The sequence below is a fragment of the Bradyrhizobium sp. USDA 3397 genome (assembly GCF_054060965.1).
The window spans coordinates 224,088-247,145 of sequence record NZ_JBSSDS010000001.1; the positions used below are offsets into that span (position 1 = coordinate 224,088).

At 64.3% G+C, this 23,058-nt stretch carries 18 protein-coding genes and 2 pseudogenes; 13 read left to right on the forward strand and 7 right to left on the reverse strand.

The features are described 5' to 3' along the window. Nucleotides 1-4 precede the first annotated feature (4 nt). The 3 genes and pseudogenes from ACVWYQ_RS00940 to ACVWYQ_RS00950 form a co-directional block, all read right to left on the reverse strand. On the reverse strand, nucleotides 5-709 hold the full coding sequence (locus ACVWYQ_RS00940; RefSeq protein ID WP_271547225.1) for a cytochrome c oxidase subunit 3: 705 nt from the start codon (nucleotides 707-709) through the stop codon (nucleotides 5-7). Next, nucleotides 706-2,485, reverse strand: a pseudogene (locus tag ACVWYQ_RS00945) (cbb3-type cytochrome c oxidase subunit I). The gene ACVWYQ_RS00940 and the pseudogene ACVWYQ_RS00945 overlap by 4 nt, the downstream one beginning before the upstream one ends. A gap of 74 nt (nucleotides 2,486-2,559) precedes the next feature. Further along, nucleotides 2,560-3,393: a cytochrome c oxidase subunit II gene (locus ACVWYQ_RS00950; RefSeq protein ID WP_456725350.1), complete on the reverse strand. Its 834-nt coding sequence runs from the start codon at nucleotides 3,391-3,393 to the stop codon at nucleotides 2,560-2,562. 525 nt (nucleotides 3,394-3,918) lie between these two features. Here ACVWYQ_RS00950 and ACVWYQ_RS00955 point away from each other — a divergent pair. Then, nucleotides 3,919-4,824, forward strand: a complete 906-nt coding sequence (locus tag ACVWYQ_RS00955; protein ID WP_456725351.1) for a DUF2189 domain-containing protein — start codon at nucleotides 3,919-3,921, stop codon at nucleotides 4,822-4,824. Between the two features lie 52 nt (nucleotides 4,825-4,876). Here ACVWYQ_RS00955 and ACVWYQ_RS00960 read toward each other — a convergent pair whose 3' ends face one another. Beyond that, complete coding sequence (locus ACVWYQ_RS00960; RefSeq protein ID WP_456725352.1) at nucleotides 4,877-6,046, reverse strand: DUF2865 domain-containing protein; 1,170 nt, start codon at nucleotides 6,044-6,046, stop codon at nucleotides 4,877-4,879. A 144-nt stretch (nucleotides 6,047-6,190) separates the two neighbouring features. After that, nucleotides 6,191-6,472: a hypothetical protein gene (locus tag ACVWYQ_RS00965; RefSeq protein WP_271547222.1), complete on the reverse strand. Its 282-nt coding sequence runs from the start codon at nucleotides 6,470-6,472 to the stop codon at nucleotides 6,191-6,193. 290 nt (nucleotides 6,473-6,762) lie between these two features. Between ACVWYQ_RS00965 and cysS the strand changes: the two genes are divergently transcribed. From cysS to ACVWYQ_RS00985, 4 genes are all read left to right on the forward strand, one after another. Beyond that, nucleotides 6,763-8,145 (forward strand): cysteine--tRNA ligase, encoded by a 1,383-nt coding sequence (cysS, locus tag ACVWYQ_RS00970; RefSeq protein WP_271547221.1) that lies wholly within the window; start codon nucleotides 6,763-6,765, stop codon nucleotides 8,143-8,145. A 115-nt stretch (nucleotides 8,146-8,260) separates the two neighbouring features. Next, on the forward strand, nucleotides 8,261-8,752 hold the full coding sequence (locus tag ACVWYQ_RS00975; RefSeq protein WP_271547220.1) for a GNAT family N-acetyltransferase: 492 nt from the start codon (nucleotides 8,261-8,263) through the stop codon (nucleotides 8,750-8,752). Further along, nucleotides 8,749-10,347, forward strand: a complete 1,599-nt coding sequence (gene cimA, locus ACVWYQ_RS00980; RefSeq protein WP_271547219.1) for a citramalate synthase — start codon at nucleotides 8,749-8,751, stop codon at nucleotides 10,345-10,347. Before ACVWYQ_RS00975 ends, cimA begins: the two co-directional genes overlap by 4 nt. A 140-nt stretch (nucleotides 10,348-10,487) precedes the next feature. Further along, entirely contained in the window at nucleotides 10,488-10,865 is a 378-nt protein-coding gene (locus tag ACVWYQ_RS00985; RefSeq protein WP_271547218.1) for a VOC family protein, read from the forward strand. A 4-nt stretch (nucleotides 10,866-10,869) separates the two neighbouring features. On the opposite strand, the gene ACVWYQ_RS00990 is transcribed toward ACVWYQ_RS00985, so the two are convergent. Beyond that, nucleotides 10,870-11,475, reverse strand: a complete 606-nt coding sequence (locus ACVWYQ_RS00990; RefSeq protein ID WP_271547217.1) for an LOG family protein — start codon at nucleotides 11,473-11,475, stop codon at nucleotides 10,870-10,872. Nucleotides 11,476-11,676: 201 nt separating this feature from the next. Between ACVWYQ_RS00990 and ACVWYQ_RS00995 the strand changes: the two genes are divergently transcribed. The 4 genes from ACVWYQ_RS00995 to ACVWYQ_RS01010 all read left to right on the forward strand — a co-directional run bounded on the left by ACVWYQ_RS00995 (nucleotide 11,677) and on the right by ACVWYQ_RS01010 (nucleotide 16,274). Next, a complete protein-coding gene (locus ACVWYQ_RS00995) occupies nucleotides 11,677-13,635 on the forward strand; it encodes an ABCB family ABC transporter ATP-binding protein/permease (RefSeq protein ID WP_456725353.1) in 1,959 nt (652 codons plus the stop codon). 104 nt (nucleotides 13,636-13,739) lie between these two features. Next, nucleotides 13,740-14,462 carry a phosphatidylserine decarboxylase gene (locus ACVWYQ_RS01000; RefSeq protein WP_404546248.1) on the forward strand — a complete coding sequence of 241 codons (723 nt, stop codon included), beginning with the start codon at nucleotides 13,740-13,742 and terminating at the stop codon, nucleotides 14,460-14,462. Nucleotides 14,463-14,548: 86 nt separating this feature from the next. After that, the gene (locus tag ACVWYQ_RS01005) at nucleotides 14,549-15,430 is read left to right on the forward strand and encodes a CDP-alcohol phosphatidyltransferase family protein (RefSeq protein ID WP_036001453.1); all 882 of its coding nucleotides are present in this window, start codon (nucleotides 14,549-14,551) and stop codon (nucleotides 15,428-15,430) included. A 124-nt stretch (nucleotides 15,431-15,554) separates the two neighbouring features. Beyond that, nucleotides 15,555-16,274 (forward strand): RraA family protein, encoded by a 720-nt coding sequence (locus ACVWYQ_RS01010; RefSeq protein ID WP_036001451.1) that lies wholly within the window; start codon nucleotides 15,555-15,557, stop codon nucleotides 16,272-16,274. Nucleotides 16,275-16,392: 118 nt separating this feature from the next. Here ACVWYQ_RS01010 and ACVWYQ_RS01015 read toward each other — a convergent pair whose 3' ends face one another. Then, a complete protein-coding gene (locus ACVWYQ_RS01015; RefSeq protein WP_404541794.1) occupies nucleotides 16,393-16,686 on the reverse strand; it encodes a hypothetical protein in 294 nt (97 codons plus the stop codon). Nucleotides 16,687-16,987: 301 nt separating this feature from the next. Here ACVWYQ_RS01015 and ACVWYQ_RS01020 point away from each other — a divergent pair, with 301 nt between their 5' ends. The 4 genes and pseudogenes from ACVWYQ_RS01020 to ACVWYQ_RS01035 all read left to right on the forward strand — a co-directional run bounded on the left by ACVWYQ_RS01020 (nucleotide 16,988) and on the right by ACVWYQ_RS01035 (nucleotide 22,759). Beyond that, nucleotides 16,988-17,761, forward strand: coding sequence for a motility protein A (locus tag ACVWYQ_RS01020; RefSeq protein WP_036001447.1), 774 nt, complete (start codon nucleotides 16,988-16,990; stop codon nucleotides 17,759-17,761). 20 nt (nucleotides 17,762-17,781) lie between these two features. After that, the gene (locus ACVWYQ_RS01025; protein WP_271547215.1) at nucleotides 17,782-18,612 is read left to right on the forward strand and encodes an OmpA/MotB family protein; all 831 of its coding nucleotides are present in this window, start codon (nucleotides 17,782-17,784) and stop codon (nucleotides 18,610-18,612) included. A gap of 172 nt (nucleotides 18,613-18,784) precedes the next feature. Further along, nucleotides 18,785-20,684, forward strand: a pseudogene (locus tag ACVWYQ_RS01030) (potassium transporter Kup). 140 nt (nucleotides 20,685-20,824) lie between these two features. Continuing rightward, complete coding sequence (locus tag ACVWYQ_RS01035; protein ID WP_271547213.1) at nucleotides 20,825-22,759, forward strand: potassium transporter Kup; 1,935 nt, start codon at nucleotides 20,825-20,827, stop codon at nucleotides 22,757-22,759. Nucleotides 22,760-23,058 lie beyond the last annotated feature (299 nt).

The window sequence follows — 23,058 nt, forward strand, 5'->3', positions numbered from 1 at the left end:
CTCCCTAGCTCAGCAATTGGCGGCAGATGTCGATGAAATCGTCGGTCCAGCCGGTGAGAAGACCGAGCAGGACAAGCCAGACCAACAGCAGGAAGTGCCAGTAGATGGCGCACAGCTCCACGCTCAAGCGCATGTCGGCGATCTCGGCGCCGCGCCACATCTTGGCCGAGGTTCGGCCCAAGGCCACAAGACCGCCCGTCAGGTGCAGCCCGTGCACTGCGGTCAACAGGTAGAAGAAGGAATTCGATGGATTGGACGCCACGAAATATCCCGCAGCCCCGAGCTGTTGCCAAGCCAGGAGCTGCCCGGCGAGGAAGATCACGGCAGATGCTCCGCCCGCGAGCAGACCGATCATGACGCCTTCGGTATCGTGTCGGCGCGCGGCCACGTTCGACCATTGCAGCGCGACACTGCTCAGGACCAGGACGCCCGTGTTGACCCACAGCAGCCGCGGCACCGGCAGCGGCCGCCAGTCCACCACGCTCATGCGCATCGAGTAGGCGCTGATGAAGAGGACGAACAAGGCGCTCGCGACCGCGAGAAACACGCCAAGTCCGATCTTCGCTGCCGGCCAGGTTATGGCATCGCCGCCGGGGAAGTCACCGGCCGGGCCTTCCTCCAGCCAGGGCTTGGCCGTCAGGCGCTGCTGCGACAGCCACCATCCGGCGATCACCGCAAGCACAGCCAGGAACAGGATGATGGCGCTCACGAAGCAGCTCCCTGAACGAGCTGAGTCGCACGCGGCGGCTGGTTCTGCGGAATGAAGTCCTCCGCGGCGCCGGGCACACTGTAATCATAGGCCCAGCGGTACACGACAGGGAGCTCCTTGCCCCAGTTGCCGTGCGCTGGGGGCGTCTCCGGCGTCTGCCACTCCAGCGTCGTCGCCCGCCACGGATTGCCGCCTGAGGCCTCACCTTTGAACAGGCTCCAGACAAGGTTGAACAGGAACACCATCTGGCTAAAGCCGACGATCAAGGCCACCACGGAGATGAAGGCGTTGAGTGAATGGGCCGAGGACGGGATGAACGTCGTATCTAGGAGTTCGAAATACCGGCGCGGGACTCCGAGCAGTCCAAGATAGTGCATGGGGAAGAAGATCAGGTAGGCGCCGAGGAAGGTGACCCAGAAGTGAAACTTGCCCATGGCCTCGTTCAGCATCCGCCCCGTGACCTTTGGGTACCAATGATAGATCGCGCCGAGCACGACCATGATCGGCGCCACGCCCATCACCATGTGGAAATGGGCGACCACGAACATGGTATCCGAGAGGGGCACGTCCACGACGACGTTGCCGAGGAAGAGGCCGGTGAGCCCGCCGTTCACGAAGGTGACGATGAAGCCGAGGGCGAACAGCATCGGCACCGTGAGATGAATGTCGCCGCGCCACAGGGTCAGCACCCAGTTGTAGACCTTGATCGCGGTGGGGATGGCGATGATGAGCGTCGTGGTGGCGAAGAAGTACCCGAATTGCGGGAACATGCCGCTCACATACATGTGGTGCGCCCATACGATGAAGCTGAGCGCGCCGATGGCTACGATCGCCCAGACCATCATGCGATAACCAAAGATGTTCTTGCGCGCATGCGTGCTGATCAGATCGGAGACGATGCCGAAGGCGGGCAGGGCGACGATGTAGACTTCGGGATGACCGAAGAACCAGAACAGGTGCTGGAAGAGCAACGGGCTGCCGCCGCCATGTTTCGATAGCGTGCCCATCTCGAGGAGGGCGGGCATGAAGAAGCTGGTTCCCAAGAGACGGTCGAACAGCAGCATGACCGAGGCAACGAACAATGCAGGGAACGCGAGGAGCGCCATGACGGTCGCCGTGAAAATGCCCCACACCGTCAGGGGCAGGCGCATCAAGGTCATGCCGCGCGTGCGCGCCTGCAACACTGTGACCACATAATTCAGCCCGCCCATGGTGAAGCCGATGATGAACAGGATCAGGGACGCGAGCATGAGAAGGATGCCCCAATCCTGTCCGGGCGTTCCTGAAAGGATTGCTTGCGGCGGGTACAGCGTCCAACCGGCGCCGGTGGGGCCGCCGGGCACGAAAGAATGTCGAGGCAAGCACCAGGACTGCGAGCAGGTAGATCCAGTAGCTCAGCATGTTCACATAGGGGAAGACCATGTCCCTGGCGCCGACCATCAGCGGGATCAGGTAGTTGCCGAAGCCGCCCAGGAACAATGCGGTGAGCAGGTAAATCACCATGATCATGCCGTGCATGGTGATGAACTGGAGGTACTGGTTGGCATCGATGAAAGAGAAGGTGCCGGGGAATCCCAGTTGCAGCCGCATCAGCCACGATAGCACCAGGGCCACCAGCCCGATGGCCGTGGCCGTCAGCGAATACTGAATGGCGATCACCTTGGCGTCCTGCGAGAACACATATCGTGTCCACCAGCTCCGCGGATGATAGAGCTCGACGTCAGGTACTTCGGCAGGCGGGATGCCGGGGATCCCTTCATATGGAACATCGACCATAGAACCTCCTCGGTCGTTCCCATCGGGGGGAGGCGCTGGCCTCTTGCGCCCGATCTGTCTTCGGCGGCAGCTTGCTACCTGCTGCCGGATTGATACGTCGTCTTCACGACGGCTTTTGCCGGCGATAATTCTGCGAACGTTTTTTGTTGCTCGAGCCAAGCGTGATATTCACGCTCTTCGTCGACGATGACCTTGGCCCGCATTTGATAGTGAGCAGTGCCACAAAGCTCCGCACAGAGGACATCGAAGGTTCCGGTTCGGATCGGCGTGATCCAGAAATAGGTCACCATGCCTGGAACCATGTCCATCTTGGCCCGGAATTCGGGCACGTAGAAATCGTGCAGGACATCAACCGAGCGGAGGAGAACCTTGACCGGCTTTCCGACTTGAAGGTGCAGGTCGCCGCTCTCGATCACGACATCGTCCTGCGCGTGCCGGTCGTCACGATTGAGCCCCATCGGATTGTCGGACGCGATGTTGCGGACATCCGATGTGCCCAACTGCCCATCCTTGCCCGGAAGGCGGAAGCTCCACTGCCATTGCTGGCCCATGACCTCGATCTCGGTGGCATCCGCAGGCACCGTCACGAACTGGTGCCAGACCACGAGGCCAGGCGCCAGCATGGCCGCGACGCCGACGCCGGTCCCGACGCTCAGCCACCATTCGAGCCTTTTGTTTTCCGGATTGTAGTCAGCCCTTCTTCCCTCTCTGTGGCGAAAGCGGAAGACGCAGTAAGCCATGAAGGCGATCACGGCGACGAAAACGAAGCCCGTGATCCAGAACGTGATGTTGATCGTGTGGTCGATATAGGCCCAGTTCGTGGCGATCGGCGTCCACCACCACGGGCTGTAGATGTGAAACAGCACCGAGCCGATCGCGACCAGAAGCAGTATCAGTGCGACAGCCATCCTGATCCATCCTTGCCATCGAAGGCTACGGATACGAATCCAGGGCGGAGCTCATGTCGGTCGCGATGGCTGGCCTTTCTTGGCATATGCCATCGCCGGCCTCTTGCTTCGCCCAGTCCACCGATCGCGAAATCAAGAGAACGCTCGCGACCTTCAACTCTAAGGGCGTCTGCGTCTAAAATGATCCCAGCCTAATCCGGCGTCAATAGAGCAATAGAGGTGCCCGAATTGGTGTGATTGCCCGTGCCGGCAAACCGACAAGCATCCGGTGCCCATGTTCGGTTTGGGTGATGCAACGCACAAATCCGTGCGGGTGCGCAATTCACCCAACCGTGAATGCAGCCGTGCTCCGCGCGCGCTAAGCTTGCCGGGCAGGTCGCGACGGGTTCCGTCCGGCCAGGCTCGGTTGCTGAACCTGGGTTGCCGTACCCGACCCCTCGCGTTTCCTGCTCGTCAGGCGGACACGCGTGGCTGAAGAGCGCGTGTTGTCGAAAACCGCGATTTTCAGCACGGGAGCGTCCGTACATGGCCACTCTGTACTCCCACGACGTCAGGCGGCGCGCATTCGGCGAAGCGACCTCCTATCCCATTCGCAAGATCAGCTTGTCCGACCTGACCGAGGTCCTGCGCCTGGGTTGGGGTGATTTCCAGGCGATGCCGAGTCACGCGATCGTCGTGTGCCTGATCTATCCCGTTCTCGGTCTCGTCCTGTTCAGGATGGTGCTCGGCTATTCGGTGCTGCCGCTACTATTTCCGCTGGCCGCCGGCTTTGCCTTGATCGGTCCTTTTGCCGCGATCGGTCTCTACGAACTCAGCCGTCGCCGCGAGCGCGGCGAGGAGGTCGAAGCATGGGATGCGATCAAGGTGCTGCGCGCACCGTCGTTCGGCGCCATGGTCGAACTCGGCGTGCTCCTGCTGGTCCTGTTCGGGGCTTGGATCGGTGCCGCGAACGCAATCTATGTCGCGATCTTCGGTCACGCTGCGGCCGCAAGCATACCCGACTTCGCAACGCGCGTGCTGACGACACCCGAAGGCTGGTCGCTCATCATCATCGGTTGCGGTGTCGGCTTCCTGTTTGCGGTTGTGGCATTGTGCGTCAGCGTCGTGTCATTTCCGTTGATGCTGGACCGTCATGCGACGGCGATCGACGCGATCCGCACGTCGCTCCGAGCGGTGGCGGCCAATCCGGTTGCGATGGCCGGATGGGGCCTCATCGTGGCGGCGCTGCTCGTGATCGGCTCGCTGCCGCTCTTCGTCGGTCTCGCCGTCGTTCTGCCGGTGCTCGGTCATGCCACCTGGCACCTCTATCGGCGGGTGGTCGAGCCCAATCCGAACCCACCGGATGCACCGCTTCCGTCCCGGAAGGGCAGGCGCTACGCAGCAGACTTTCCGGCCAATCTCTTCCCGTGGAGCCGCGAGGGCGAGCCGTAACAGCGGAACGGCCGCGCTGGGACGCCTGCGCGGAGCATGACAGAGCGACGGCCTACTTCTGCTGCTGCGGCAGGAAGGTCGGGCCGACCGAGCGGATCGGCTTGTTCTCTGACGCGGGGCTCGCGTCCGCGGGCGGCGTGGCGACCGGTGCGGCAGCAGTTGCTGGTGCAGGAGCCGCGCCTTTCTTGGCATTGGCAGGCTGCGGCGCGCCCTTGTTGAGCCGTTGCTGCTGCATCTTCCTGGCGCTTTCCTCGGTGACGATGATGTCGCCCTGCTGCTCGGCCGCGGCCTTGTCATCGGCCGATTTCAGCGCATCCGCCCAGGTCTGTCCCGCCGCCTTGCAGGAGCAGGACGGATTGAACTCGCTGCGGAATTTGAATGCGGTCGGCAGCGCCGAGTAGGGCTGGCCGCCGATCGAGACCGCCGCGTTCATGTCCTCGCCGGGATTGCGATGGCTGTAGAGCACGGCTTCCGCGGCCGGGCACAGCGCCTTGCAGGTCTTCTCATCGTCAGGGAAGCGCGCCGGCACGGTGGCAAAGGAGATCGGGAAATAAGCGCCGTCGCAGGTGCGCACGCAGACGGTGCGGAAGGTGCCGGATTGCGGGCCGAGATCGGAGGGCGGCATGGCTTGCGGATTGTTCGGGTTGTTGCCGCCGAACAGATTGCTGAGGAAGTTGCCGCCGCCCTGCTGCTGCACGGCATTGGCATATTGCGGGCCGCAATTATTCTGCGCCAACGCCATCAGCACCGAGCGGCGCTGGTTGTCGCGCTCCGGGTTGGCGCCGGGGCCGCCGCGCAGCCGCTCGAGACTGCCGGTGATCTGGTCCAGATTGGCGCGCATCTGCTGGATCTGGGTGTTGACCGGGCCGCACTGCGCCGACTGGCCGTTGAACAGCGAGAAGAAGCCGGAGGAATCGCAGCCCATGCGCTTGGCCTGCATGGTGACACGGTCGAGCTCGGCCTGCTGCTTGGCCTGGGAATCCTGGTAGCGGCGGATCTGCTCTTCGCGCGCGGCATCACCTCCGCCGCGATCGAGCGCGGCGAGTTGAGCTTCCAGCCGCACGCACATCGGGTTCGGTCCGAGCCCGTTCTGGCCGGGCTGGGGCGGCGGGCCGGCCTGCGCCAAAGCGCCATCGGCGAGCACGAGTGTGCCGAGGAGCACGGTGCAGGCAAGGAGGGAGCGGGCACGGAGGAGAGAGAAGAATTCAGGCATATCCGCCATTCTAGCGAGGTCACGGCCCAGCGTGATCATCCAAGTGAGGTGGGGGGGCCGAAGCGCGCCCTCCCAATAGCCGCTTCCTGCGGCATCGTCACGTCGTTTCAGGGGCCCAAGACTGGTCCTAAGGTCCACCAGCTCCGAGGGAATTCAGCGCTGGCAGGTGATTGCGACATACTCGTCGCAATGGCCATGGGAGCAGTTTGTGCCGGTTTTGGGGACGGAGCCGGTAATTTCGTCGGGATCGACCCGGCGATAACTCGATGCCTTTGCAAAATCTCGTGACTGGCAATAGGTGCGCGCGGCGGAGGCGCCGCACGTGTCGCCCTTGGCGAGGCACTGGTCGGCGATGATGAATACGCGGGTCTCGGCGCACGCCTGAGGTGCTGCAAGGAGCGAGGCGCCGAAAATGAGCGCGAGCAGGGATCGCATGAAATTACCGGGGGCAAAAAATTGGGAACCGCAGGTTCCAGAATGGCCTCAAATGGTTAGGGGATCATGAACCCTCCGGGCAGGCCGCGCCCCGTGCGGGGGCAAAAACGGCATTTTCGCGGCCCTTGACGCCGGGGCCTGTGGTGGCCCATATGTGCCCGCATGAACGGTCTCCTCGCCATTTGCGCCATTTGCCGCGAGATTACGAGCTAGCGATTCGCTGGCTGGAGCCGTCTTTTCTCAAAACACATTGAGAGCCTTGGACGCCCGGCCGAGAGGGATGGGTTGTCATGGAATTGCGTCTTTACGATACGCTGAGCCGGGAAAAGCGCACCTTCGTGCCGCTCGATCCGAACAACGTCCGCATGTATGTCTGCGGACCGACGGTCTATGACTTCGCCCATATCGGCAATGCGCGGCCGGTGATCGTGTTCGACGTGCTGTTTCGGCTGCTGCGCCACATCTACGGCGAGGCACACGTCAAATATGTCCGCAACATCACCGACGTCGACGACAAGATCAACGATCGCGCCGCGCGCGATTTTCCCGGCCTGCCGCTGAACGAGGCCATTCGCAAGGTCACCGAGCAGACCGGCAAGCAGTTTCATGCCGACGTCGATGCGCTCGGCGCGCTTCGGCCGAGCGTCGAGCCGCGCGCCACCGAGCATATCGGCGAGATGCGCGAGATCATCGAGAAGCTGGTCGCCGGCGGCTTTGCCTATGTCGCCGAGGACCACGTGCTGTTCTCGCCGCAGGCGATGAACGCGGCCAATTCCGCGCTGCCGCGCTATGGCGCGCTGTCGAAGCGCTCGCTCGACGAGATGATCGCGGGCGCGCGGGTCGATGTTGCGCCCTACAAGCGCGATGCGACCGACTTCGTGCTGTGGAAGCCGTCGAAGCCGGGAGAGCCGTCCTGGCCGTCGCCATCAGGCATCAAGGCGGAGGGACGTCCGGGCTGGCACATCGAGTGCTCGGCGATGGCCTGGAAGCATCTCGGCGAGCATTTCGACATCCATGGCGGCGGCATCGATCTCGTGTTTCCGCATCACGAGAACGAGGTCGCGCAGACCTGCTGCGCGTTCCACCGCGAGCGCATGGCGAACTATTGGATGCACAACGGCTTCTTGCAGGTCGAGAGCGAGAAGATGTCGAAGAGCCTCGGCAACTTCATCACGATCCACGAGCTGCTCAGGGATTGGCCGGGTGAGGTGCTGCGCCTCAACATGCTCAAGACGCATTACCGCTCGCCGATCGACTGGACCATGAAGTCGCTGGAGGAGAGCGCCAAGACGCTCGACGACTGGTACCGCGTTGCGGCCGATGTCGCGCCCGGCGAGCCGGCTCCGTCGGTGGTCGAACCGCTGCTCGACGACCTCAACACGCCGCAGGCGATCGCGGCGCTGCACGGCCTGCGCGGCAACGATATCGCAGGTCTTGCGGGCTCGTTGCGGCTGCTCGGATTCCTCTCCGAGAGCGCGGCGCAGTGGGAAGGGCGCAAGCAGCAGGCGAGCGGGGTCGACGCCAAGGAGGTCGAGCGCCTGCTCGCGGAGCGGACAGCGGCCCGTAGCCGGAAGGACTTTGGGGAGTCCGACCGCATCCGCGATCTGCTCGCTGCGATGGGCGTTGCGATCAAGGACTCCAAGGAAGGCACAACCTGGGAGATCGCCCGATGAAACGGCCCGACACGCCTTTCCCGCGGCACTGGCTCTATTACATTGCGCTGAAGCTCGCGCTGCTCGCCGGCGCGGTGGCGATCGTGCTCAAGCTTTATGGGATTTGGTGAGGACGATGGGACAGACTTTGCCAAAGCCCGCACTGAGGCCCTTCCTGCCGGCGGATGTGCCGATGCTCGCCGCGATCTTCGCCGCCAGCATCGAGGAGTTGACCGGCGACGATTATAGCGAGGCGCAGCAGGAAGCCTGGATGGCGGCGGCCGAGGACGAGGAGTTCGGCAAGCGGCTCGCGTCCGACCTGACGCTGATCGCGACGCTGGAAGGCTCGCCCGTTGGTTTTGCTTCGCTGCGCGGCAACGATCACATCCGCATGCTCTATGTGCATCCGGCCGTGGCCGGGCAGGGCATCGCGACCATGCTGGTCGACGCGCTGGAGAAGCTCGCAGGCGTCCGCGGCGCCACGAGCCTCTCGGTCGATGCCAGCGATACCGCGGAGGGTTTCTTCGCCAAGCGCGGCTACACCGCCCAGCAGCGCAACAGCATCACCATCAACGACGAGTGGCTCGCCAACACCACCATGAAGAAGACGCTCGGAGCGGGGCAATGAGCAAGCAGCGTCTCTATCTGTTCGACACCACGCTGCGCGATGGGGCGCAGACCAACGGCGTCGACTTCACGCTGGCGGACAAGCAGGTCATCGCGGCGATGCTCGACGATCTCGGCATCGACTATGTCGAGGGCGGCTATCCCGGCGCCAATCCGCTCGACACGGAGTTCTTTGGCTCCAAGCCCAAGCTCAAACATGCGCGCTTCACCGCCTTCGGCATGACGCGCCGGGCGGGCCGCTCGGTGTCCAACGATCCGGGCGTCGCGGGCCTCTTGGAAGCGAAGGCGGATGCGATCTGCTTCGTGGCGAAGGCGTCGGCCTATCAGGTCCGCGTCGCGCTGGAGACCACGAAGGAAGAGAACCTCGCCTCGATCCGCGACAGCGTCGCGGCGGCGAAGGCGGCCGGCCGCGAGGTGATGCTCGATTGCGAGCATTTCTTCGACGGCTACAAGGAAGACGCCGCCTTTGCGCTCGCCTGCGCCAAGGCCGCCTTCGATGCCGGTGCGCGCTGGGTGGTGCTGTGCGACACCAATGGCGGCACCATGCCGGATGAGGTCGAGGCCATCGTCAGAGACGTGACCAGGCACATCCCCGGCGATCACGTCGGCATCCACGCCCATAACGACACCGAGCAGGCGGTGGCCAATTCGCTCGCAGCGGTGCGTGCCGGCGCGCGGCAGATCCAGGGCACGCTGAACGGGCTCGGCGAGCGCTGCGGCAATGCCAATCTCTGCTCGCTGATCCCGACGCTGAAGCTGAAGACGGGTTTTGCCGACGCTTTCGAGATCGGCGTCACCACGGAGAAGCTGGCGACGCTGGTCAAGGTGTCGCGCACGCTCGACGACATGCTCAACCGCGTGCCGAACCGGCATGCGGCTTATGTCGGCGAGAGCGCCTTCGTCACCAAGACCGGCATCCATGCCTCCGCCGTGCTGAAGGATCCGCAGACCTACGAGCATGTGCTGCCGGAGCTGGTCGGCAATCACCGTAAGGTGTTGGTGTCCGACCAGGCCGGGCGCTCCAACGTCATCGCCGAGCTCGACCGCGCCGGCATCCCTTACGAGAAGAGCGATCCGAAGCTGACGCGTCTCGTCGAGGAATTGAAGGAGCGCGAGGCGGCCGGCTATGCCTATGAATCCGCCAACGCCTCGTTCGAGCTCCTGGCGCGCCGCACGCTCGGCAAGGTGCCGCATTATTTCGAGGTCGAGCAGTTCGACGTCAACGTCGAGCAGCGCTACAACGCGCTCGGCGAACGCGTCACGGTGGCGCTAGCGGTGGTGAAGGTCGACGTCGCCGGCGAGCATCTGATCTCGGCGGCCGAAGGCAACGGTCCCGTCAACGCGCTCGACGTCGCCCTGCGCAAGGACCTCGGCAAGTACCAGAAATTCATCGAGGGCCTGACGCTGATCGACTATCGCGTCCGTATCCTCAATGGCGGCACCGGCGCGGTCACGCGCGTGCTGATCGAGAGCGAGGACGAGAACGGCGATCGTTGGACCACGGTCGGGGTGTCCCCGAACATCATCGATGCCTCGTTCCAGGCGCTGATGGATTCGGTGATCTACAAGCTCGTGAAGTCGGGGGCGCCGGCGTAACCCCACGACGACTGTCATTCCCCGCGAAGGCGGGGAATCCAGTGCGCTGCGGCCCATCGATTTATCTACGGCTGTCACGGAGTACTGGATCGCCCGGTCAAGCCGGGCGATGACACCGAGGATGGGGAAAGGGCACGGCCATGATCGACCACATCTCCGTCGGCGTCAGCGATCTCGATCGCGCCGCAAAGTTCTACGAAGCCGCGCTCACCGCCCTCGGCCTTGCGCGCCTCGTCACCCGACCGCGGACGGTCGGGTTCGGCAAGGCCTATCCGGAGTTCTGGATCAATCTGCGCGAAAACATGCCGCGCGTGGCGCCGGAGAGCGGCGTGCACATCTGCCTGCGGGCGAAGACGACCGATCAGGTCGATGCGTTTCATGCGGCAGCGCTGTCCGCTGGCGGGGCATCAGACGGCGCGCCTGGCATCCGGCCGCACGATCGCGTGCGCTACTACGCGGCCTTCGTCACCGATCCCGACGGCAATCGCATCGAGGCCGTGACGTTCCCGGCAGCGTAGGGCGTTACAGCTTTCGCGCCACTTCCGGCGCGAGATCGCGCTCGCTGTCAGGAATCTGCGCAGCCGCGGCGCGCAGCCGCGGGATGATCTCCTCGACCTTGTCCGCCTTCAGGATATCGACGGTGAGGCCGGCGCGGATGAACTCGGTCTGGCGCATGTGGTACACCAGCGAGAGCAGCGGCTCCCAGAAATTGTCGATATTGGCGAGCAGCACCGGCTTGGCGTGACGACCGAGTTGCTGCCAGGTCAGCTGCTCCACCAGCTCCTCGAGCGTGCCGAGCCCGCCGGGCAGGGCCACGAAGGCGTCGGAGCGCTCGAACATCAGCCGCTTGCGCTCGTGCATGTCGGGCGTGACGACCATCTCCTGCACGCGCGTCAGCGCATTCTCGCGCATCCGCAGGAAGTCAGGGATGATGCCGGTGACCATGCCGCCGTGATCGAGCACGGAGGTTGCGACCGCGCCCATCAGGCCGAGCGAGCCGCCGCCATAGACGAGGCGGATCTTGCTTTCCGCCAGCGCTCTGCCGAGCGCCTTCGCCGCTTCAATGAAGTTGGGATTTGTTCCAGGGCCGGAGCCGCAATAGACACAGACAGTTTTGATCGTGCTCATTGGTGCCATGATGCATTGCAGCGAAGTGGCGTCAAGCCCAAACGGTGATTCGATACTTCCGGGAATTTACCGGTAAATCGCGACAAACAATCGAAGATTCGCCATCTGGCGGGGTGCGCGGGCATCGGGAAGGCTCTATATGACGGGCGAAAATCGTTAATCGCAGTTGCGCCCGCATCCGGCGGGCTTTCGGGTTTGTTGATGGACCAACCTCAATCGTTCGACGGCGCCGACGTTCCTGATCCTTCCGTGGCAGGATCGCAGGCCGGGGCCACGCTGATGGGCACGCTGGCACATCTGTGGCCCTACATCTGGCCGGGCGACCGTTTCGACCTGAAGATGAGGGTGGTCTGGTCGCTGGTGCTGTTGCTCGCCGCCAAGCTGATCACGCTCACCGTGCCGTTCAGCTTCAAATGGGCGACGGATGCGCTGACCGGCGCCAACACCGCGCCGGTCGCGGCCGACAATTGGCATCTCTGGGTGATCGCCTCGCCCTTGCTGCTGACCGCGAGCTACGGCGTGATGCGCATCCTGATGGCGGTGCTGACGCAATGGCGCGACGGCATCTTCGCCCGCGTCGCCATGCATGCGGTGCGAAAGCTCGCGACCCTCACCTTCATCCACATGCACGAGCTGTCGCTGCGCTTTCACCTCGAGCGCAAGACCGGCGGCCTCACGCGCGTGCTCGAGCGCGGCCGCGAGGGCATCGAGGTCATCGTGCGCATGGTGATCCTGCAGCTGATCCCGACCATCGTCGAGGTCTCGCTGCTGCTGGCGGTGCTGCTCTGGCAATTCGACTGGCGCTACGTAGTCGCGACCCTGATCACGGTCACGCTCTACATGTACTACACCTACGTCGCGACCGAGTGGCGGATCGGCATCCGCCGCAAGATGAACGATTCCGACACCGAGGCGAACACCAAGGCGATCGACTCGCTGCTCAACTACGAGACGGTGAAGTATTTCAGTGCCGAGGCACGCGAGGCGCAGCGCTACGACAGGTCGGTCGAGCGCTACGAGGAGGCGAGCGTCCGCACCTACACCTCGCTCGCGGTGCTCAATACAGGCCAGGCGGTGATCTTCACGCTGGGCCTGACCGCGACCATGCTGATGTGCGCGATCGGCGTGCGCAACGGCACCAACACCGTCGGCGATTTCGTGCTGGTCAACGCCATGATGATCCAGCTCTACCAGCCGCTGAACTTCATGGGCATGGTCTATCGCGAGATCAAGCAGGCGATCATCGACATCGAGAAGATGTTCGGCGTGCTCAGCCGCGAGGCCGAGATCAAGGACGCGCCTGGCGCGAAGCCGCTGGTCATCTCCGCCGGCACGGTGCGCTTCGAGGACGTGCGCTTTGCCTATGAGCCGGCGCGCCCCATCCTCAAGGGCATCAGCTTCGAAGTGCCGGCCGGCAAGACGGTTGCCATCGTCGGCCCCTCCGGCGCCGGCAAATCGACCATCTCGCGGCTCCTGTTTCGCCTCTATGATGTCTCCGGCGGCAGGATCCTGATCGACGGCCAGGACATCCGCGAGGTCACGCAGGCCAGCCTGCGCGCATCGATCGGCATGGTGCCGCAGGATACCGTGCTGTTCAACGACACCATCCGCTACAACATCCGCTACGGCCGCTGGGACGCGACCGATGCCGAGGTGGAGGAGGCCGCGCGGCTGGCGCAGATCGACCACTTCATCCGCATGGCGCCGAAGGGCTATGAGACCCAGGTCGGCGAGCGCGGCCTGAAGCTGTCGGGCGGCGAGAAGCAACGTGTGGCGATCGCGCGCACGGTGCTCAAGGCGCCGCCGATCCTGGTGCTCGACGAGGCGACCTCGGCGCTCGACACCCATACGGAGCACGAGATCCAGGGGGCGCTCGACCGCGTGGCGAAGAACCGCACCTCCCTGGTGATCGCGCATCGCCTGTCCACCATCGTCGGTGCCGACGAAATCATCGTGCTGGACCAGGGCCGCATCGCCGAGCGCGGCACTCACGCGAGCCTGCTCGCACAGGGCGGGCTCTATGCCAGCATGTGGAACAGGCAGCGCGAGGCCGAGGAGGCCCGCGAGAAGCTGGCCAAGATGGCCGACACCAATGCCGCGCCCAACCGGGAGCCGCCGCCGGTCGATGATAACCTGACGACGCCCGCGGCGGCGGAGTGACCTTGTCTCCGGTCCCAAGTCTGGCCTAAACAAAGTCTGGCCTAAACAAAGTCTGGCCTAAACAAAAGTCTGGCCTAAACAAGCCCGCGCGACGACCCCGTGGCATCAACCCCGACCGGCAAAAAGCAATGTCCATTCTCGATTCGATCCAGCGTCAGATCCCGCCGATCCACAAGGAGGGCTATCCCTTCATCGGCGCCTTTGCGCTGGCGAGCCTGCTCCTGTTCTGGCTGTGGTCGCCGCTGGGGTGGATCGGCACGATCCTGACCGTGTGGTGTGCGCTGTTCTTCCGCGATCCCGTCCGTGTGACGCCGGTGGGCGAGGGTCTCGTGGTGTCGCCGGCCGACGGGCGCGTCTCCATGATCACCATGGCGCTGCCGCCGGCCGAGCTTGGGCTGGGCGACCGGCCGCTGCCGCGCGTCTCGATCTTCATGAGCGTGTTCAATTGCCACGTGAACCGCGCGCCCGTGGCGGGCAGGGTGGATCGCATCGCCTACCGGCCCGGCCTCTTCATCAACGCCGAGCTCGACAAGGCGAGCGAGGACAACGAGCGCAACTCGCTGGTGATCACCACCCCGACGGCGCGGATCGGCGTGGTCCAGATCGCCGGTCTCGTCGCCAAGCGCATCGTCTGCTTCGTCAAGGAGGGGCAAGCGATCGGCGTCGGCGAGCGCTTCGGACTGATCCGCTTCGGCTCGCGCCTCGATGTCTACCTGCCGGTGGGCACCAAGGCGCTGGTCTCGGAAGGGCAGACCGCGATTGCCGGAGAGACGATCCTGGCCGACCTGGCCGGCGACGACCAGGCCCGCGCGTTCCGCGCCAATTAACCAATAGTCGGTGCTCGCAGGCGTTCCGCCGCAATGGCGGAGGGCGGCGCGGCTTGCTATATCTCGCCTTGAGATAAGGACGAGCCATGACGCCTTACGATTTCAAGGATCCCGACGTCCGCCGCCGGCGGTTCCGACCGATCCCGGTGCGGATGCTGGTGCCCAACGTCATCACGCTGCTGGCGATCTGCGCCGGCCTGACCTCGATCCGCCTGTCGATCGAAGGACGGATGACGCTCGCGGTCTATGCCATCGTGTTCGCCGCCGCGCTCGACGGCATCGACGGCCGCATCGCGCGCATGATCAAGGGGCAGTCGAAGTTCGGCGCCGAGCTCGACAGTCTCGCCGACTTCGTCAATTTCGGCGTGGCGCCCGGCCTGATGCTGTATTTCTGGCAGCTGCACGAGCTCGGCAATGCCGGCTGGATCGCCGCCATGGTGTTCGCGATCTCCGGCGGCCTGCGGCTTGCGCGCTTCAATGCCACCATGGACGATCCGAACAAGCCGGCTTTCGCCGCCAATTTCTTCACCGGCGTGCCGGCGCCCGCCGGCGCGATCACCGTGCTGCTGCCGATCTATGTCGCGTTCCTCGACGTCGGGCGCACACCTGCGGCGGTGACCGCGGCCTACACGCTTCTGATCGCGTTTCTGATGGTGTCGCGCCTGCCGGTGTTCTCCGGCAAGACCAAGCGGATGCGCGTGCCGCCCGAGCTGGTGCTGCCGGCCTTCGTCGCCGTGATCGTCTTCATCGCGCTCCTGATCGCCTATCCCTGGCACGTGCTGTCGATCGGCACGGTGCTGTACCTTCTCGCGCTGCCGCTCGGCTACAAATCCTATCGCGACCAGGCGCGCGCGATGGAAGCCACCGCGCCGGCGGGAGGCGAGGTCCCGTCACCGCCCTCGGCGCCGACGCTGGCGAATTTGTCGGAGCCGCCGCAAGACGACGATCGGCCCGGACGACTGCACTAAAACGCTCCTCGCGGATATCTGCCATGAAGTCTGCCCGAGTTGGGTCGAGATCCGATCTCGGCTATATCGCCCTTGTGCCGGCGGCATCGCGCAATCAATCGCCGCCAACCTGGGAGAGAACGCCGTGACCAATTCCGCGACCGGGCCGCTGCCCGCTTCCGTCCTCGAAGCGCTGGGCCGTTACGATACGCCGACGATCTGCAACGCCATGGAGATCGTGGCGCCCGAGCGGCGGCTGATCGGCTACACCACCAAGCAGCTGGTCTGTCCGTTTCCCGACCTGCCGCCGATCGTCGGCTATGCCCGCACGGTGACGATCCGCTCGGTTCTGAAGTCATCGCTTCCGGCCGAGGAGCAGTCCAAGCGCCGAATCGCATATTACGAATATGTCGGCACCGGCCATGGCCCGCGCATCTCGGTGATCCAGGACATCGACGGACCCGACGTCGGCTATGGCGCGTTCTGGGGCGAGGTACAGAGCAACGTGCACAAGGCGCTCGGCTGCCTCGGCGTCATCACCGACGGCTCGATCCGCGACATCCCGCAATGGGCGCCCGGGTTCCAGGCGCTAGCCGGCTCGATCGGCCCGTCGCACGCCTGGGTGCACGCGGAAAGCTTTGGCGGCGAGGTGCGCGTCGCCGGCATGACCGTGAAGTCGGACGACCTCATCCACGCCGACCGGCATGGCGCCATCGTGATCCCGCTTGACCTTGCCGCAAAGCTGCCGGAGGCCGCCGAACTGTGCGGCCGCCGCGAGACGCCGATCCTGGAGATCGCCCGCAGTCCCGACTTCTCGCTCGAGAAGCTCAAGGCCGCGTTGAAGCGCTCTGCGGAGATCCATTGACGGCTGCTGGAGCATGATCCGGAAAAGCGTGTAGCGGTTTTCCGAAAAGATCATGCTCAAACAATAACCTAAAGCGCGATAGACGATTCATCCTAATCGCATCGCGTTTTAGGGCAATCTACGGCCCGGACGACGGCCGAATGCCGCCTTGTTCTGTCAGAAGCAGGGCGACTTGATTCGGTTCTCCGAGCACGGCGGCGGCGCATCCGATCAGGGTGAAGCCGCCGGCAAGGTCCCAGAGGGTGATATCGTCTGCGCTGTTGGCGCTGCGCATCAACCGCGCTGCGAGCACGGCGAAGGCGGCCTCGATAAAGAGCAGCACGCTGAACGCCGGAAGCACGAGTTCCGGCTCGAGCAGGTGGAACGCCAGCGCCGCGGGCAGCGCCGTGAGTAGACCGAATAGCATCAACATCGCGCTGGCTCCGCGATTGGCCCTGTCGCAACGCTAGCAGACACTAACCGATGCCGGTCCACGATGTGGCGGAGGGCCGCAGCCGACCTGACGTCGTGGGCGCCTGATTATGGTTAGCGAAGGGTTGAAATTCCTATCGCTGGACGGCAACCGGGACAAATTGCGGCGGCAGGCGGCACATCGTCGAGACTTAACCTTTACGCGCCTTTAAGGGCGGCGCTCTAGGGTCTGCGATGCGGTTCGGGGTTGAGCCGCGCCAGCGGCCAGGACGGCCGTTGTTGCGTAGGCGTTGGAGTCGATCATGGATATCGCAACACTTGTCGGCCTCGTCGCAGGCGCCATTGTTGTGTCGTCGCTGATCCTGATGGGCGGTACGTTCGGGATGTTCTACGACATCCACGCCGTCATCGTCATCTTCGGCGGCTCGTTCGCAGCGACGATGATCCGCTTTCCTTTGTCTGCGATGATCCACGGCGTGCCGCTGGGCGCGAAGTTTGCCTTCACCCTGAGCCGCCTTTCGGCTCACGACCTTGTCGACGAGCTCGCCCGCATCGCGGAAATCGCCCGCAAGCAGGGCCCGGTCGGACTGGAAAAGGTCGAGACCGACGAGCCGTTCCTCGCCAAGGGCATCCGCTACGTCGCCGACGGTTACGATCTCGATTTCATTCGTGACAACCTGGAGCGCGACCGCGACAACTTCCTGATGCACCTCGACGAGGGCAGCAAGATCTACCGCGCCGTCGGCGACTGCGCCCCGGCGTTCGGCATGATCGGCACGCTGCTTGGCATGGTGCAGATGTTCTCCAACATGTCCGATCCCTCCAAGCTCGGTCCGTTCATGGCCACCGCGCTGCTGGCGACCCTGTACGGCGCCGTTGTCGCCAACCTGATCTGCTTGCCGATTGCCGACAAGCTGCACGGCAAGCTGCTGGACGAAGAGACCAACCGTACCCTGATCATCGACGGCATCCTGATGATTCGCGACTCCAAGAGCCCGACCCTGGTGCGCGAGATGCTGCTGGCCTATCTGCCGGAGAAGCATCGTCACACCGAAGGCGAGCCGGTGCCGGCTTGAGGCCGCCCGGATTTTGAGAGATGGCCAAGAAGAAGCGCGGCAATGCTCACGGCGGCGGCCACGGCTGGTTCGTGACCTTCGCCGACCTGATGGCGCTGCTGCTGGCGTTCTTCGTGATGCTGGTCGCGTTCTCGACGCAAGATGCCAACAAGCTGAAGATCGTCGCGGGCTCGATGCGCGAGGCGTTCGGCGTGCAGACCGAAGCGCGTTATTCCGGCATCGTCGAATCCGACGGCCTGCCGACGCGCCCGCGACTCAAGAACGTCGACCACATCCAGCCGGAAGATGCCTCCAACACCCCGACGCCCGATCAGGAAGACCGCGAAAAAACCTCCGGCGCGAAGATCAAGGTCGACCGTAATTTCGCGCTGGCCGCGGCCTCGCTGCGCCAGGCGTTGCAGGACATGCCCGAGCTGACCGAGATGTCCAAGCACATCATGTTCGAGGAGACCAAGCAGGGTCTCAACCTCGAGATCGTCGACCAGGACGGCCGCTCGATGTTCGCCGACGGCTCCAAGGTGCCCTACGACCGCACTCGACGCCTGGTCGAGAAGCTCGCGATCCCGCTCAAGGCGACGCCGCTCCGCGTCTCCATCGCCGGCCACACCGCGGCGGGGTTCGTGCCGACCCGCAGCGACTATGGCGCCTTCGATCTGTCGGCCGATCGCGCCAACGCCGTGCGCCAGATCCTCGAGCGCCAGGGCCTACCGCCGTCGCACATCTTCGCCGTCTCCGGCAAAGCCGATACCCAGCCGCTATTTCCGGACGATCCCTCGCTCGCCGCCAACCGGCGGGTGACCATCACCTTGATGCGCGAAGACCCACCGTTGCCGCCGAATCTCAAGCCGTAACCCCTTGCGCTACCATCTTACCTGAGGCATGTCGTCGCGCAGGCGATGAGCGTGGCTCTAGCGTCACAGCATCAGGCTCCGCGCCTGCTATGGTGGTGAGCCGATTGACAGGTGCACCGGAAGCGTCAAAAGGCGCCGGATCAATTTCTGGGACGAAGCGTTCTTCACCGTCATGACCGCGAGCATCACACAGGCCGAGACTCAGGACGGGCGGCCCACCCAAGGTTTTTGGGCCCTTACGCTAGGGAGCATCGGCGTCGTCTTCGGCGATATCGGCACTTCGCCGCTCTACGCATTCCACGAGGCGGTCAAGGCCGCGGCCCATGGCGAGCCGGTCTCGCGCGCCATCGTGCTCGGCGTGCTCTCGCTGATCCTGTGGGCGCTGCTGATCGTCGTCACCGCCAAATATGTCCTCTTGCTGCTGCGCGCCGACAACAACGGGGAGGGCGGCACGCTCTCGCTGATGGCGCTCGGCCAGCGCGCGCTCGGGCGGCGAAGCTGGGTTCTGCTCGCGCTCGGCGTGATCGGCGCTTCCATGTTCATCGGCGATTCCATGATCACGCCGGCGATCTCGGTGCTCTCGGCGGTCGAAGGTCTGAAGCTCGCAACCCCCGCGCTCAAGCCCTATGTCGTGCCGGTCACCGTCCTCATCCTGGTGCTGCTGTTTGCGGTCCAGAGCAAGGGGACCGCGCTGGTCGCCTCGGCCTTTGGGCCGGTGATGGTCACCTGGTTCACCGTCATTGCCATCATGGGGGCTGTCCACATCGCCGACGACCCGACCGTGCTGGCGGCGATCAATCCGTATTATGCGGTGCAGTTCGTGTTGTCGCACGGCGTGATCGGCCTCGTGACGCTCGGCGCGGTGTTCCTCGCGGTGACGGGCGGAGAGGCACTTTACGCCGATCTCGGCCATTTCGGCCGCAAGCCGATCCAGTCAGCCTGGATGTTCTTCGTGCTGCCCGCGCTCCTGATCAACTATTTCGGGCAGGGTGCGCTCGTGCTGTCCGATCCCAGCGCGATCGAGCATTCGTTCTATCGCATGGTCCCCGAGACACTGGTGCTGCCGCTGGTCGGGCTTGCGACGGCTGCAACCGTGATCGCGAGCCAGGCGGTGATCACGGGCGCCTATTCGCTGGTCCATCAGGCCGTGCAGCTCGGCCTGCTGCCCCGTTTCGAGGTGAGGTACACCTCCGAATCGCATGCCGGCCAGATCTACCTGCCGCGGGTGAACCGGCTGCTGCTGATCGGCGTGATGCTGCTGGTGCTTCTATTCCACACCCCCAGCAATCTGGCCTCGGCCTACGGCATTTGCGGTCTCAACCACCATGGTCGCCGATGGCATCATGGGATTCGTCGTGATCTGGAAGCTGTGGAATTGGCGCGCGGCTACCGCCGCAGCCCTGATCGTGCCTTTGGTCATCGTCGATTTGAGCTTCTTCAGCGCCAACCTGCTCAAGCTGCTCGATGGCGCCTGGGTGCCGCTCCTGTTCGGCGTCGTCATGGCCGGGACGATCTGGACCTGGCGCAAGGGCTCGGCGATCCTGATCCAGAAGACGCGCCGGATCGAGGTGCCGCTGGACGACCTGATCCGCAGCCTGGAGAAGCGGCCGCCGCACATCGTCAAGGGCACCGCGGTATTCCTGACCAGCGATCCCGCCTTCGTGCCAACCGCGCTCCTGCACAATCTCAAGCACAACAAGGTGCTGCACGAGCACAACGTGATACTGACCATCGAGACCGCGCAGACGCCCCGGGTCGATCTGTCGGAGCGGTTCAGGATGGAGAAGATCAGCGACAAGTTCTCCAAGGTCCGCTTGCGCTTCGGCTTCATGGAGCAGCCGAACGTGCCCAAGGCCCTCGCCATCGCACGCAAGCAGGGTTGGCAGTTCGACATCATGTCGACCTCGTTTTTCGTCTCGCGCAGGTCACTGAAGGCCTCGGCACAGTCGGGCATGCCGCTCTGGCAGGATCATGTGTTCATCGCGCTGAGCCGGTCGGCCAATGATGCCACCGACTACTTCCAGATCCCCACCGGCCGCGTGGTCGAAGTCGGAACCCAGGTCACTATCTAGAATGCAACTGGCGTAGCCATGCATATTTGCATGGCTACGACCCAGAATCGGGCTAGGCCATGCCGGTGGCGCAGGACTATAAGCCGCGCGCTCTTCCGCCATTGTGCAGTGAAGCATTTTAGAGGCCATCGGGCTCTCCCATGACAAGCGACGTAGCAGTTCCCGCCCCGGAAACGGTGGCGGCCAATGGGCATGGCGAGGCCCATACCACCGCCGGCTTCGGCGCGCTGACGCTCGGCAGCATCGGCGTCGTTTACGGCGACATCGGCACCAGCCCGCTCTACGCGTTCCGCGAGGCGGTGATGGCCGCCTCGGGCGCGGAGGGATTGCCGACGCCGGCCGCCGTTCTCGGCGTGCTCTCGCTGATTCTATGGGCGCTCATCGTGGTGGTGACGCTCAAATACGTCGTGATCCTGCTCCGCGCCGACAACAACGGCGAGGGCGGCACGCTGGCACTGATGGCGCTGGCCCAGCGGGCGGTTGGCACCGGCCGCGGCGGCGCGACCATTGTGCTGCTCGGCATCATTTCCGGAGCTTTGTTCTACGGCGATGCCGTGCTCACGCCGGCGCTCTCCGTGCTGTCGGCGATCGAGGGCATGAAGGACGTCACGCTCAGGTTCGAGCCCTACATCGTTCCGCTGACGGTGGTGATCCTGGTCGGCCTCTTCGCCGTGCAGTCCCGCGGCACGGCGCGCGTTGCCGCCTTCTTCGGCCCGATCATGTGCGTCTGGTTCACGGTCCTGGCGGTGGCGGCGATCCCTCAGATCGCCCAGCACCCGCAGGTGCTGCTCGCGCTCAACCCGCTCTATGCCGTGAACTTCATGCTGCACCATGGCGTCATCGGCTTCGTGACGCTGGGCGCTGTGTTCCTGGCGGTGACCGGCGCCGAAGCGCTCTATGCCGACCTCGGCCATTTCGGCAAGCGGCCGATCCAGACCGCCTGGCTCATCGTAGTGCTGCCCTCGCTGGCGCTGAACTATCTGGGGCAGGGCGCGCTGGTGCTCGGCGATCCCGGTGCCATCGTGAGCCCGTTCTTTCAGCTATTCCCGCAAGGCTTCCTCCGAGGCTGCATGGTCGTGCTCGCCACCATGGCGACCGTCATCGCGAGCCAGGCCGTCATCACCGGCGCCTATTCGCTGACGCGCCAGGCGATCCAGCTCGGGCTGCTGCCGCGCTTTGAAATTCGCCATACGTCGGAAGCCCATTCCGGCCAGATCTTCATTCCGCGCATCAACCAGCTGCTGCTGGTCGCGGTGGTGCTGCTAGTGCTGCTGTTCCGCTCGTCGAGCGCGCTCGCATCCGCCTACGGCATCTCCGTCACCGGTACCATGGTGGTCACGGCGATGATGGGCTTCGTCGTGGTCTGGAAGGGCTGGCGCTGGTCAGCGCTTGCCGCCGGCGCGCTGATTGCGCCGTTCCTGTTCCTCGATCTGACCTTCCTGAGCGCGAACCTGTTGAAGGTGTTTGAGGGCGGCTGGGTGCCACTGGCGCTCGGCGCGCTCATGATCATCCTCATGTACACGTGGCGGCGCGGCAGCCGGCTGCTATTTGAAAAGTCGCGCAAGCTCGAGTTCCCGCTCGCCGATCTCGTGGCAATGCTGGAGAAGCGGCCGCCGCAGCGAGTGCCTGGCACTGCGGTGTTCCTGACCTCGGACCCGCTCAGCGCGCCGACCGCGCTGATGCATAGTCTGAAACACTACAAGGTGCTGCACGAGAAGAACGTCATTCTCACCATCGAGACCGCGCAAACCCCGCGGATCGATCCGGCCGAACGGGTGAAGCTGGAGCAGATTTCACCGACCTTCTCCAAGGTGACGCTGAAGTTCGGCTTCATGGAATCGCCCAACGTGCCGAAGGCGCTCGCGATCGCCCGCAAGCTGGGCTGGCAGTTCGACATCATGTCGACCTCGTTCTTCCTGTCGCGGAGGGCGCTCAAGCCCGCCGCCCATTCCGGCATGCCGCGCTGGCAGGACCGGCTGTTCATCTCGCTCAGCCGCTCCGCCAACGACGCCACCGACTATTTCCAGATCCCGTCCGGCCGTGTGGTCGAGGTCGGCACGCAGGTGACGATCTAGGATTACGTTCGAGCAAGTGGCTCAAGTGTCCACCTCTCCCCATCGGGGGAGAGGTCGGATTGCGCAGCAAATCCGGGTGAGAGGCCGCAGCGTTCAATGAGACCGCAACCCCTCACCCGGATCGCATCTGTCAATGCGATCCGACCTCTCCCTACGGGAGAGGTGAAGTGCCCCGTAAGCCGCACTTCAAGTCGCTGCGATTTAGCTTTAACTTGCGCCGCGCGGCTCAAGCCTTTGTAGCGCTTGATTTTCGTCTCCCGAGAGGCGAGGTTGCCGCCGGCCGGGATCGCCCCGGTACG

Coding starts and splice junctions, on each gene's coding strand:
- ACVWYQ_RS00950 (WP_456725350.1), bottom strand. CDS start 3,393: ATGGCTGTCGCACTGATACTGCTTCTGGTCGCGATCGGCTCGGTGCTG.
- ACVWYQ_RS00955 (WP_456725351.1), top strand. CDS start 3,919: ATGGCCACTCTGTACTCCCACGACGTCAGGCGGCGCGCATTCGGCGAA.
- ACVWYQ_RS00960 (WP_456725352.1), bottom strand. CDS start 6,046: ATGGCGGATATGCCTGAATTCTTCTCTCTCCTCCGTGCCCGCTCCCTC.
- ACVWYQ_RS00965 (WP_271547222.1), bottom strand. CDS start 6,472: ATGCGATCCCTGCTCGCGCTCATTTTCGGCGCCTCGCTCCTTGCAGCA.
- cysS (WP_271547221.1), top strand. CDS start 6,763: ATGGAATTGCGTCTTTACGATACGCTGAGCCGGGAAAAGCGCACCTTC.
- ACVWYQ_RS00975 (WP_271547220.1), top strand. CDS start 8,261: ATGGGACAGACTTTGCCAAAGCCCGCACTGAGGCCCTTCCTGCCGGCG.
- cimA (WP_271547219.1), top strand. CDS start 8,749: ATGAGCAAGCAGCGTCTCTATCTGTTCGACACCACGCTGCGCGATGGG.
- ACVWYQ_RS00985 (WP_271547218.1), top strand. CDS start 10,488: ATGATCGACCACATCTCCGTCGGCGTCAGCGATCTCGATCGCGCCGCA.
- ACVWYQ_RS00990 (WP_271547217.1), bottom strand. CDS start 11,475: ATGAGCACGATCAAAACTGTCTGTGTCTATTGCGGCTCCGGCCCTGGA.
- ACVWYQ_RS00995 (WP_456725353.1), top strand. CDS start 11,677: ATGGACCAACCTCAATCGTTCGACGGCGCCGACGTTCCTGATCCTTCC.
- ACVWYQ_RS01005 (WP_036001453.1), top strand. CDS start 14,549: ATGACGCCTTACGATTTCAAGGATCCCGACGTCCGCCGCCGGCGGTTC.
- ACVWYQ_RS01015 (WP_404541794.1), bottom strand. CDS start 16,686: ATGTTGATGCTATTCGGTCTACTCACGGCGCTGCCCGCGGCGCTGGCG.
- ACVWYQ_RS01020 (WP_036001447.1), top strand. CDS start 16,988: ATGGATATCGCAACACTTGTCGGCCTCGTCGCAGGCGCCATTGTTGTG.
- ACVWYQ_RS01025 (WP_271547215.1), top strand. CDS start 17,782: ATGGCCAAGAAGAAGCGCGGCAATGCTCACGGCGGCGGCCACGGCTGG.
- ACVWYQ_RS01035 (WP_271547213.1), top strand. CDS start 20,825: ATGACAAGCGACGTAGCAGTTCCCGCCCCGGAAACGGTGGCGGCCAAT.